General features: G+C 30.7%; 8 protein-coding genes. 1 reads left to right on the top strand and 7 read right to left on the bottom strand.

What is annotated here, in order from left to right:
• Positions 1-88: 88 nt before the first annotated feature.
• From AACQ14_RS00450 to AACQ14_RS00420, 7 genes are all read right to left on the bottom strand, one after another.
• The gene (locus AACQ14_RS00450; RefSeq protein ID WP_339361592.1) at positions 89-1,375 is read right to left on the bottom strand and encodes a UDP-N-acetylglucosamine 1-carboxyvinyltransferase; all 1,287 of its coding nucleotides are present in this window, start codon (positions 1,373-1,375) and stop codon (positions 89-91) included.
• Between the two features lie 194 nt (positions 1,376-1,569).
• The gene (locus AACQ14_RS00445) at positions 1,570-2,472 is read right to left on the bottom strand and encodes a two-component system regulatory protein YycI (protein ID WP_339361591.1); all 903 of its coding nucleotides are present in this window, start codon (positions 2,470-2,472) and stop codon (positions 1,570-1,572) included.
• A 44-nt stretch (positions 2,473-2,516) separates the two neighbouring features.
• A complete protein-coding gene (locus AACQ14_RS00440; RefSeq protein WP_339361590.1) occupies positions 2,517-3,926 on the bottom strand; it encodes a hypothetical protein in 1,410 nt (469 codons plus the stop codon).
• A 58-nt stretch (positions 3,927-3,984) separates the two neighbouring features.
• On the bottom strand, positions 3,985-4,752 hold the full coding sequence (locus AACQ14_RS00435) for a hypothetical protein (protein WP_339361589.1): 768 nt from the start codon (positions 4,750-4,752) through the stop codon (positions 3,985-3,987).
• Between the two features lie 225 nt (positions 4,753-4,977).
• Entirely contained in the window at positions 4,978-6,726 is a 1,749-nt protein-coding gene (locus AACQ14_RS00430; RefSeq protein ID WP_339361588.1) for an ATP-binding protein, read from the bottom strand.
• Between the two features lie 23 nt (positions 6,727-6,749).
• Positions 6,750-7,436 carry a response regulator gene (locus AACQ14_RS00425; protein WP_339361587.1) on the bottom strand — a complete coding sequence of 229 codons (687 nt, stop codon included), beginning with the start codon at positions 7,434-7,436 and terminating at the stop codon, positions 6,750-6,752.
• A 408-nt stretch (positions 7,437-7,844) separates the two neighbouring features.
• Positions 7,845-9,431: a peptidoglycan DD-metalloendopeptidase family protein gene (locus tag AACQ14_RS00420; RefSeq protein WP_339361586.1), complete on the bottom strand. Its 1,587-nt coding sequence runs from the start codon at positions 9,429-9,431 to the stop codon at positions 7,845-7,847.
• A gap of 571 nt (positions 9,432-10,002) precedes the next feature.
• Here AACQ14_RS00420 and AACQ14_RS00415 point away from each other — a divergent pair.
• Complete coding sequence (locus AACQ14_RS00415; protein ID WP_339361585.1) at positions 10,003-13,404, top strand: hypothetical protein; 3,402 nt, start codon at positions 10,003-10,005, stop codon at positions 13,402-13,404.
• The last annotated feature ends 164 nt before the right edge of the window (positions 13,405-13,568 follow it).

Below are 13,568 nucleotides of genomic sequence, written 5' to 3'. Positions count from 1 at the left end.
TCCATTCATAAATTTTTATATTATATTTTATTCAATTTAAAAAAGGACTTATTAAAAGTCCATTTTTTTATAATTAATTTAATTATTACTATACCACCTTGAACATTGATTTGTCAGTTTTCTCTGCTACTCTAAAAATATCTGCACCAAGGTTGGTTAACTTCTGTTCAACATGTTCATAACCTCTATCAATATATTCCACATTGGTTATTACTGTTTCACCTTTAGCTGCTAAAGCGGCTAAGATAAGCCCTGCTCCTGCACGAAGGTCAGGCGCTGCAACTTCTGCTCCAGTCAATTGCTTGACCCCTTCAACAACGGCAGTATTACCTTCTACTTTTATATTAGCTCCCATCCTGTTCAATTCGTCAGTATAGGAGAATCTGTTTTCAAAGATACTTTCTGTCATGATACTTGTACCAGATGTCTTTGATAATAATGCAGTCATTTGAGGCTGCATATCAGTTGGAAAACCTGGATAAGGCAATGTTTTTACATGTATATTTTTTAATGGTCCATTAGCTGTAACACGAATAGCTTCATCATATTCTTCAATAACTGCACCCATTTCAATAAGTTTGGCAGAGATAGCTTCCATATGCTTAGGTATTATATTAGTTACAGTTACATCTCCACCAGTGATAGCACCAGCAATCATATATGTTCCAGCTTCTATTTGATCTGGAATAATCATATATTCTGTTCCGTGTAATTCATCTACCCCAGCTATCTTAATCACATCTGTACCAGCACCTTTTATCTTAGCGCCCATACTGTTTAAAAAGTTAGCTACATCAACAATGTGTGGCTCTTTTGCTGCATTCTCAATTACAGTTGTTCCTTCTGCAAGAACAGCTGCAAGCATTATATTTATTGTAGCACCAACACTACTCATATCCAAGAATATATTGGTACCTATTAAATCATCTGCTGAAGCTTCAATTATACCATGCTTAACCTCGACTTCTGCTCCTAATGCTTCAAAGCCTTTAATATGCTGATCAATCGGTCTACTACCGATATTACATCCACCTGGTAGTGCTACTTCTGCTTCTCTATATTTACCTAGTAGAGCTCCTAACAAATAATAAGATGCTCTTATCTTCTTAATATAATCATAATCAACTTTTAGATTGTGAATATTTCTAGTATCTACTTTTATTTTATGCTCATCTATATATTCTACTAGTACACCTAGTTGTTCCATGGACTGCAATAGAACTTTAATGTCTTTAACACATGGTACATTCTCAATTATACAAACATCATTTGCTAGAATCGCAGCTGGTAATATTGCAAGAGCCGCATTCTTTGCACCACTAATAAAAACTTCACCGGTTAACCTCGTATTGCCCTTTATCACTAGTTGTTCCACTATTACACCTCTCTTAAGTAAACTTTCCCACTAATGGGCGGTAAAATGTTATTTTTCTTACTATATAAGTTGAATTAAATAATTGTTATAGAACCAACAATTCATTCCATCTAGTCTAATCTGCGTATTTTTATTTGACCAAAATAAATTATAGCACACTTTACTAATTTTGTAAAAGTAGTAATTTGATACCTCTAGTTTTCTTCGTCCTCTAGGTCAAATATACCCTTCGTGTAGAATGTATCTTTATTCGTATACGCATTAATATAATGGACTTCATTATTACCAAGCCTTATTCTATACCATGGTTCTGCTTTCATGATAGTGTTTGCATCAGTAATATCCTCTTCTTCAACATAATAACCAATATCTATTCCCATTATTTTTATAAGTTCATTATTATCCTTTTGCCTGATATTATGCATGAATTTATATAAAACTTCATCTATGGGATAGATTTTTTTACTATCACCTACAAATCTAATAGGTTCATAACGATTCTTTACCCTTGCCATTACTTTACCGCTCTCATAAAAAATAATACCTGCAGTATTACTGAATATAGTTTCATCTCTATAGCTGTCATTATACTCTATTTGGTAATAACTGTAATTGTCATCAGGCTGATAACTGGTTAAATTCATATTGCCTTCTATAGTCAGTTTTTTCATTAAATCCTTACTATATTTTTCTATTGTAGAATTGTCGAAATTCTCGGCTATATGATTATCAAAACTGTTAGAATAAAAAATAGTACCCTTTTTGGTTCCTTGATATATAATGAGGTCTTCATTTTCTTTGGTATATCGGTGATCTAGATTTTTATAGGTAACAGTTACATTACCAAATAATTGTTTTCTTATTTTGTCTTCATCTATATTCCGAAATTTTACTTCTATTCTTTTCCTTGGACGAAAATCAGGTAATAAACAATATATGTAAATATCATTCTCACCTAATGTTTCTCTAAGTTGTGCTTCTTTCTCAGCAGTTATAGAATAATCTTTCTTACTCTTATATTCATACATTCCATAGAGCACAACATTAGCAATCAGAAATAATATTATAAAAATATTAAGTATCCTTCCAAAATTCATATCAACACCTACTTCTTACTAAATAGTAAAACATCTTTTGATAACTATTCTTGGTCAACAGTTCTTGCACTATTGTTAAAAATTATATTATCAGTAATTACTGTCCAATTAAGTTTCATGTTTTCTTCCAAATAATTAATTTTATAACCAAGAAACATGTTGTTTATTTTCTTTCCTTGCTCTTGGGGATACTTTTCCAACATGCCATTTATAACACTAATATAATCTACACTGAATTTTTCAGGTGGTTTTATAAAATCATCTAGATCCAAGTCTAGTATTATTCTCTTATAATTAATAACTTGTCCATCCAAAACAGTAATCTCCATAGGATACTTCATATCAAGCATTTCCAGATAATCTTTTGGAACATTAACATTAATATCATTATATTTATAAGAAAAATAAAATTTAGTTTCATTACCTGAAACGATATAATTAGTTAACGAATATTCTTGTTTATTAATAATCTTATCTTTTTTATTTATAAACTTTTCAGCTATGTAATATGAATCTATTATAGATAGGTCTTTTCTGTTTTGAATATCATTATTAATATATTCAACTATGCCTTTAGTATCGTAATATACAAAAACACTTTCATCAGTATATGTAAATTTCTCTGGATCTTCATCATTAGCTAATTTCCATTTGATATTGTTCTTGAAAAAACCATTAACATAGTCTTCTAATAAATTACTGTCCAATTTATCTTCAGTATAGAAAGGTTTTTTAAAATATACTACATCAGTATATAGAGAACCCTTTTCTGGCAGTAATACATTATTAGTAAATAAATCAAGACCCATATTTCTGGTTGACATAAAACTAGGAAGTACTTGATTCTTTTCTATATCTTTCATTGATTCAGAAAGACTATTATTAGAAACTTCAATATCTTTTCTTTTTATCCTAAGTGCCTGAATATCATTATAATATTTATCGTTAATAAAGTATACAAAAACATATTCATTCAAATCATCTGTTGGCACAATAATAATCTCATTAAAGTTATTAATATTACTTTCAAAATCGAGATTCTTAATATTGAGGTCTTTTGCTAACAGATTAGATTCTATCAGGAATGGATATTTTAATAGTAGATTACTTTTATTCCATAAGATATCTGTAGGAATATTATCCTCTACAATTTCTCCATATGCTACTATTACTTTCAAGAAGTTTATAGAATTACTGAACAGTTCTTGGAATTTTTTATTAGTTTTTTTAATCAGGGAATATTCTTCTTCCGGTGAGTATAAAGCCATTATATCAGGCTTAATAAAGTAATATCCATTGTCTTTTTTACTTTCTTCTGTAGGAGTATTATAATTTATTATATCATAAAAAAGGTTGTGGTCCGACAAATCATCAAACCATAACCTTGTTGTCTGATATAAACTAAGCACTATTAATGCTATTAAGATCACTGTTTTTAGTATATTATTTTTCATGGAAATCACACCATTACTTTTTTCTATAATCCTTTAATCATGTTAATTAGTTAAATCATTATTTGAAATTCTTGAATAAATCGAATGAGTCATCATCAACAGATTCTTGTTCTGCCTTTTCATCTGAATTTTGTTCCTCATCATCATTAATCTTAAATTCTATTTCAATATTTTCAAGTTTATCTCTTGTTTCTTCTTCTTTCCTATTAAGAACATAAACTCTATATTCTGTATCATCATCTTTCATAACTGCAATACAGATATAATTAATTCCTATAGTATTAAGTTCAATTGTTTCATCAAATATCTTAGAAAGACCTATTGTCTCATATACAGATTGATATGTTATATTGAGTTTCCCATCTTCTGTCCAACTATCATAAACCATGATACCAACCGTTACACCTTCTTCACCATTTCCAGAAATCTTCTTGGTAGATGAAAATGTTGGTGCCACATTAATGAAATTACTATCTAATTTTAAAGCATTTCCATCGCTGTCCTTAATATCAAAGCCCTTATTTAACTTTAGGTATGAAAAGGAATTGATTTCTTTCTTAACTACATCTGAATCTTCTTTGTCAGTATTGGTAATATCTTTATTAAGGTTTATATATAAATCAGTCATCGAATGACTTTCCATAGTATCTTCAGTTTCATTGTAAACAAATTCAGCTTCATCTAATTGAAATTCTTCAAAGAAACTTAATTTTTCAGTTTCTTGACTATTCTCTCCATTAAAATCTGGGGCTGCACATGCAATTACGGGCATACATAGAACTAAAAATGCACTTATTATAATTATTCTAATTGTTTTTATACACATATGCTTACCTCTTTCATCAAATATTTCTTCTTATATTAATTATATCTCTAATTAACCTATATTATTAAAGATAATTGGTCATTTCTCTAATCAATAATAGATGAAATAAGAGGAATATGAATAAGGAACTATATTCCAACTATTATCTAATACAATTATACTAGATAAATATTACAATTTTATTACAATGAGTTAACTATTACATAACAATATTCTAAAAATCATCTATGCCTCATAAGGAAAGTACAGATAAAAGCAGGTTCCAACCCCAACTTCACTAGTAACATTAATATGTCCACCATGATAATCCATAATCTCTTTTGCTATAGCAAGTCCAAGTCCAGTTCCTCCCATAGCTCTAGAACGAGCTTTATCAACACGATAGAATCTGTCAAATATTCTAGTCAAGTCTTCATTTGGAATACCCATTCCTGTATCTTCTATCATTACTACTACATAATCACTTTCTTCAAATACATTTATTGTTATAGAATCTCCTTCATTACTATATTTTACTGCATTTGATATGATATTCTTAATAACTTGTTCTATTCTATTGGCATCACCAATAATCTTATAATCACTTTCAGTTGAATTATAGACCATTGTTTGATGTTTCTTCTTAGCGTGAATCTGGAATTTATTAATACTTCCTTCTACTATATGTGATAGGTTAATAGACTGCATCCTCAATTTTGTCTGCTTATTATCAAGCCTTGAAAGTTCTAACAAGTCTTGTACTAGAGCTGTCATTCTATCACTTTCATGATTAATTACATTAAGAAAATCTACTGTTATCTCTCTATCATCTAATGCTCCATTAATTAATGTTTCGGCATAACTTTTAATAGTTGTAAGAGGAGTCCTTAATTCATGAGAAACATTGGCCACGAATTCTTTTTGCATTTCCTCCAGCTTTTTATGTTTTGTTATATCTTGGATAACACATATACTACCCATAATATTCTCATTCTGGTCCAAATAAGGCGCAAAACACAGATTGACATACTTTTCCTTTATTCGTATGATATGCTGCCTTATTCCCCCCTTTATGTGCGTTAAAAGTCTATCATAAGTTGTATCTAGATAATCTCCAAATATTTCTAAGAATGTATTCCTGTTTATTAATCCTATAAGCTTTCTAGTTGCAGGATTACTATGTATCAGCATCCCATCAATATCAAATACTAGGATACCATCTGTCATATGAGCAAAAACTGTTTCTAGTTTATTTTTTTCACTGGATATCTCCGTTATATTATGATTAAGTTCTTTTGCCATAATATTAAAATTCTTAGTTAGCTCTCCTATTTCATCGTTAGATAGAACTTCAATAGGATTATCCAGATCTCCTTCTGACATATCCCTAGCTTTATTAGATAAAGCAATAATAGGTTTTGTCAAGAAATTAGAAAACATGAATCCAAATGCAATGGACAAGATTATCGCAAAGAAAATAGCTAAAATAATTATTTTGATTGTACTATATAAATTCACCTTAACCTGCCATGATGGTGCTAACATATAGATAACAGCCACTACTTCATCATTAACTTTTATTGGTCTTGCATAACCTAGATATTCTTTTTCATCATCTTTATTCTTTTCATATACTTTATCAAATTCTTTCATGGTCTTATCACCAATGGCTGCCATGACCATAGGTGTTAGATATGTCTCTTGGACTATTTTATCTGCATAGATTACTTTTCCATTTGTATCAAGCAAAAATAATTTTCTTTCACTGTCTCTATATTCTTTGATAGCATTTTCCCATTTGGTGATGGCATCTGCTTTGGTACTACTCTCACCTATAGCTTCCATACTTGTTGAAATAGATTTTTTAAGGCTATTCTCTATTTCTCTATATGCATTACTGCTAATTTGTGTAACAATCATGGTTCCACAAGCGATCATAACGATAAGTACCAGAAGTACATATATAGTAACCATTCTCCATTTTAAGCTTTTCATTCTCATCTCACCCAAATCCTAGATTAACCTTTAAAATAGTATCCAATTCCTCTTTTTGTTAAAATAAATTTTGGTTTACTAGGTACATCTTCTATTTTTTCTCTTAGTCTTCTTATGGTTACATCTACAGTTCTTACATCGCCATAATATTCATATCCCCATACTTTTTCAAGGAGCTGTTCTCTAGTGAATATCTGGTCTTTTCTAGTTGCTAAGAATTTTAATAATTCATATTCTCTAACTGTTAGAGCTATAGGTTTATCATCTATTTTAACTTCATAACGATCAACATTGATACTCATATTATCAAATGCCATTATATGTATATCTTTTGTATCTTTACTATCTAATACAGTTCTTCTTAGGTTAGCTTTTACTCTTGCCATTAGTTCTCTTACACTAAATGGTTTGGTAACAAAATCATCAGCTCCAAGTTCAAGCCCTAGAACTTTGTCTACCTCTTCTGCTCTGGCTGTCAACATTATTATAGGTGTATCGTATTTATTTCTTATCATCTTACATACTTGAAGTCCATCTACCTTAGGCATCATGATATCAAGTAAAACTAAATCTGGTTTTTCTTTTTCAAATATCTGTAATCCCTCTTCACCATCACATGCAGTTATAACACTGTAACCCTCTCTTTGAAGATTAAATTTCAGAATATCAACAATTGCTTTTTCGTCATCTACGACAAGTATTTTTGACATGTTAACTCTCCTCTCACATATTCCCTTCGTAATTACGATTTAATTAATTATCTATGTCTATTATTCTATCAAATAAAAGTGTTGATGTAAATAAAAGCAAGTATTTTTAGTATGAAGAACAAGTAGGTCAAAAAAAGTGTTTTGTTCTGACTTGGTTTTTGCAAAATAGTATATGTATATGTTATGCCAGCTACTTGCTCGTCCTGAGCAAAAAGCTGGGTTCGGCGTCCTGCCTCACTACTTCACATATACATATACTATTTTGCTTGTAGTTGTCATCAATATTCTTACAAAACACTTTTTCTTCTTATTTGATTAATTATTGGCTATGTTAGATAGAGATATATTTTATCCATCAAAAAACTCACCCTAAGGTGAGTTTTCTATTTAAGACATTATAATCATTTACTAATCAAGGTATTTCTTTGGATTTGCTGCTACATTATTGAATCTGATTTCAAAGTGTACATGAGGTCCGGTGCTGTTGCCGGTGCTTCCTAGTTTGGCAATCTCTTGATATTGAGATACTTTTTGACCTTTTTTCACTACTACTTTGCTACAATGAGCATATCTTGTCAAAACACCATTTCCATGGTCGATGTCTACAGTATAACCGTAAGTTGAACTCTTCCATCCTGCGAAAACTACTGTTCCACCATCAGATGCTCTAATAGATGTTCCTACTGGTAAGCCTCCTAGGTCAAGACCATGATGAAAACCTCCACGTCTATATCCAAATGGTGATGTAACTATACTTCCTACAACAGGATATATAAAATTACCTGTTGAACCTTTTGATGGGAATGGTTTTATACCAACTTCTATTATTTTTGCTTTTGGTTCTTTTATAACTTTTTCATCTATTACAGTTCTTGACTGCTCATAACCATTAACTTTTGTTACAACAGCCGTTACTTGGATTTCACCTTCAACACCATACTCAAGTACTGTAGTTGTACCATTATATTTGTTCTTATTCTCTACCTTTTCAACTGTATATTGAATCGGTTTTGTATAAATTATTTTTTCATCACAAGCAACTGATAGCTCTGGCTCTGGGACAGTTACTATGATTTTCTGTCCTATATTAATATATTTCTGTTTCTCTAACCCTGGATTAAGTTTCATTAATTCAGAGAGTTTCATATCATTCTTTTGTGCTATTTCTGATAAAGTATCTCCTTTAGCAACTGCATATACTTTTTCTTCTTCATTTTCTTTTGTGATAAGTTCAGTAGCATCAGTAACATTAGCTATATCTGCTTTATCAACAAAACCTTTTACTATCTGGACATCTTCTGCAAAAGAAACACCAACAGTTTCTATAGGAATTTCTGCATCCTTCTTATCAGATGCATTTTCTTCACTTATATTTGTAGTTGTCTTGAATATTCTTTCAGCTGTTCCGATTTCATTGTAATTACTGTTCTTAGTAATTACAGGCATTCTAACTGAAGTTGTATAAGGAACACGCACTAAGTCGATATCATAATTGTCTGCTTCATTGATATACATGCTTTGTGCTCTTTTCAATACTTCCTTAACATCATCTTCATCTTTTAATGCTACCTGAAAATCATCACCTATCTTAAGAATGTATCCTTTTACCTGGAATGATTCTTTATCATTTGCCAGTGCAGTTCTTAGATTATTAAGTAATGTATCTTCATCAGTAATCTGTTTATCGTCAGCATACTCAAGATAATACTTGAGTTCTTTGTCAACCTTCATATGTTCGCCGTTTGTATCTTTGATCTCGGCTTTAGCTATAGAATAAACTCTATCTGCAACAGATTTGTCATATACAATCCCCATACTATTACCACCATATACAACATTATAAGAATTGGCTGTTACTGTTGCCTTGGTTTCAATTTTACTAGAAATAAATACGTTTCCTATTGTAAAGAATATAAATAGGGAACAAAATATCAATATTATTTCTTTTTTATATTTAAATAAAATATTTTCTTTATATTTTGACGCTCCATTCATAAATACTTCCTCCGAGTAATACTTTTTAAATCATCCTGTAATACTTCTGTAATATTTGTAATTTAATTTTACCAAAAAAATTGGTAAATGTAAAGCTTTTTATAAAAATTAGGTAAATTTCTCATATATTGGTATAACTAAATCACTCTAATTATTAAAACTTATATTACATTTTTGTAATATTATCACCAAATCCTTTCCATTTTTTATCATTCATAACCTATATTTTTCCCATAAATACATGGTTTTAATACATTTCATTTATAACCATATTAACCACCTCTTATATTTTTTGGAAGATTTTGCGAGTTGATATTTTAAAATTTGTCTTATACAATGATTACTGTAATGGTTAACATAATCAGTCTACATAATAACCAAACCTTGATTGCAAGTATATTTTTTTGCAATCACATATATAAGTTGTACATATCTAATGACATGGCACTGTCATTTTTTACTCTCTAACAACTTATAAAACCAAAGATAAAAAATCCGAACAACTCTATGGATACTATAGAGTGAAAGTTCAATAAACTAAGAATTCATTTAATAAGGAGGAAAAGAAGTAATGAAAAAAGCAATGAAAAAAGTCATAGCGTTTGCACTTGCTGCATTCGTATTATTTTCAACTGTTCCTAGTTTTGCTGCTACGTCAATTTCTGATCAAGCGAAACTGGACAAACTCGAAGAACTAAACGTAATTAAAGGTGAGGGTCATGGTATAGACGGTACTAAGACTATGACTAGATATCGTTCAATCGTAATGTTACTTAGACTTTTAGGTCTTGAAGATGAAATGTTAGCATTCGATTACGAAGGAAAAGATACTTTTGCTGATGCAGAAGGTCAAAATGGTTATCAACAAAGATTGATGGCATATGTGAAAGCTACTCCAGAGTTAAATATTGTTGGTTATCCAGATGGAACTTTCAGACCATACAGAGAAGTTAATTCACAAGAATATGCAAAAATCTTATTAAAAGCTTTAAGCTATGCTGATCCTGAAGATTATACTTGGGAAACAGTAGCTGCAAAAGCTGAAGAAATTGGTTTAGTAGACTCTGCAAGTGATATTAATTTAACTGATGAATTCATCGTTTTTAACCTTGCAGCACTCACTTATGATTCATTAACATTAGTATCTAAAGGTGACAATGTTACACTAGGTGAAAAACTTGGTTACCCTATCGTTACTACTTTATTAGATATTAACTCAGTTTCATCATTGAATTCAACAACTCAAGATGTATCACTTAACCAAGATATATCAATAGCCCCATCAACTGATGTATTTACACTAGTTGACGAGGACAATGAGACTTTTGAAGTTCTTAGTACTTCATTAAGAGCTAATAACACAATGGTAAGACTTACAACTGCTCCATTAAAAGAGAACGCTTTATACACTCTTACTTATAATGGTGTATCTTACAAATTCGTTGCTAAAGCTGCTGATACTGAAAAACCAGAATTACAATCAGCTGTTGCTTTAACAAACACTACTGTAAAATTAAACTTTAATGAAGAAGTAGATGTTAACGCTCTTATTACATCTAATTATGAAATTAATGACGTAAATGTATTAAAAGCTGCTTATGATGTTGATGCAGATGAAAATCCAATCAAAACAGTTGTGATTTTAACTACATCTTCACAAACTCAAGGAACTATCTACGAAGTTGAAGTTTCTAACGTAACTGATTTATCAGGAAATGTTATTGATAGTGACAATGACAGCTTCCAATTCGGTGGTTTAGCTAAAGATGAAACAAAACCAGAATTACAATCAGCCGTTGCTTTATCTAATACAAGTGTTAAATTAACTTTTAACGAAGATATGGACGAAGCTTCTGTTGAAAACATAGCTAACTATGAAATAGAAGGAATTAACATCTTAAAAGCTGAGAGACAAACTGCTAAAAACGAAGTTATATTAACAACTACAGCTCAAACTTCTGGAACTATCCACAAAGTTGTTGTTTCTAACGTTAAAGATGTTTCTGGTAATGTAATTAACTCTGATAATGATGAGTTCTTATTCGCTGGTCTTGCACCAGATACAACTAGCCCAAGATTAACTTCTGCTGTAAGTTTAACTAACACTTCTGTTAAATTAACTTTTAATGAAGATGTTGAAAAAGTTACTGCTGAAAATATAGCTAACTATGAGGTAGAAGGTTTAGTAATAACTAAGGCTGAAAGACAAACTGCTGAGAATGAAGTTGTTCTTACAACATCTGAGCATGAAGCTGGAAAGTTATACAAAGTTAATGTAACTAACGTTACAGACTTATCAAATAATGAAATAGATTCAGATCATGATGAATACTTATTTGCTGGATTAGCAAAAGATACTACTGCTCCTAGAGTATCAGGTGCTGTATCAATTGATAACAAAACTGTTAAAGTAACATTTAACGAACCAATGGATGAAATTACTGCAAAATTACCATACAACTACTACTTTGGTTCAGAACTTGGTTACCCAACAAAAGTTGTTAAAGATACTGTAGTAACTGATGGTACTGTATGGGTATTAACAACTGGTGCTCAATCATCAAAAATATATACTGTTGATGTTACAGGCGTAAATGATCTTAGTGGAAACGTTGTTGACGAAGACCATGATACTGCTGAATTCGCAGGAATTGGTTCTGCTGACGGAACTGCTCCAAAATTAAGCTCTGCTGTAGCAACTAATAACAATACTGTTGTTGTTAAATTCAACGAAGAAATTGACAAAGATACAGTTCAACCTGTTGACTTTACTTTCACTGTAGAATCAGGTACTGAAACTTCAAGCAACAAAATTGCTGATGCAGCTAATCCAACACAAGCAGCTGTAGCAGATGATAATAAAACTGTAACTCTTCAATTTGAAACAGCTACTATGACATCAGGTGTTATCTACAAAGTAACTGCTGCTGATATTAATGATTCAACTGGTAATACAATCATTACTGGTACTAATGATTCAGCTTTATTCGCTGGTACTACAGTAGCTAATGATGCTCCAAGAGTAACATCTGCTGTATTATTCAATAACCAAACATTAAAAATTACTTTCAGTGAAGCTCTTACTATAACAGGTGACTTAGATAATAGTGACTTCAGTATCGAACCATCTGATAGTGATGTTGAATTTACTGGAACAGTTAATAAAGTAGTAGTTAGCTCAGATAAAAAATCTGTAACTGTATACTACACTGGTGATACTTTTGAATCAGGCAAATTATATACTGTAACTGTTGCAGCTGATAAGATTAAAGATTCTCTTGGTATTGATTCTCTAGATACAACTGATAACAAAAACGAAGCAGTATTTGGTGGAATTAATAGTGATGTAACTAGTCCTAAGATTTCTGGTGTAATCGCTGTTGATGAAAATACAATAGACATAATCTTTGACCAAGTTATCGAATCTTCTTTATCATCATCTAATACAGATGATATAATCATTAAATACAATAATGAAGTAGTATCTGCAACTGACGCTCTAGTTAGAGAAGAAGGAACTGAAGGAAACAAATTACGTGTATTCTTCTCAGGTACACCATTCGATAGCAGTAAAGTATATGATATAGAATTAGAAGATAGCAAAATTGTAAATAAAAATGGTACTGTAATGAGCTCTTCAGACAATAGTGCTAAATTTGCTACAGTAACTACTGAAAATAAAGATCCAGAATTAGCTAGTGCAGTTGCACTTTCTAAGACTCAAACAAAAGTTACATTTAGTGAAATAGTAGCTGGTGTAACTGTTGGAGATGTTTCAGGTGAGTTCACTCTTAGCGGATTAACAGTTACTAAAGTTGAAGCTGGTGAAGATGGTAAATCATTCATCTTAACTCATGAAGAAACTGAAACTGGTGATATGATTACAGTTTCTGTATCAGCTGGTTCAATCACTGACGAAGCTGGTGTTGGAAATGTAAATACTTCTGAAACAGTTAAGTTTGTTGCTAAATAATTAGATACAATTAATTAAAAGGGTCATCTCGTCACATAGATGAAAATCTAGGGCGTGATGCCCTTTTTTTATTTGTAGTATTTTAGCGAATATTGTATGAATATAAGATTAATAACCAAAAATAAAATAAAAATTAAAAAAAAGCAAAAAATAATTGAAATATT

It is taken from the genome of Vallitalea maricola, from assembly GCF_036985595.1.
Taxonomy (GTDB): domain Bacteria; phylum Bacillota; class Clostridia; order Lachnospirales; family Vallitaleaceae; genus Vallitalea; species Vallitalea maricola.
Note: the sequence above shows the minus strand (reverse complement) of the source record. Positions and strands in the feature narration are given on the sequence as shown.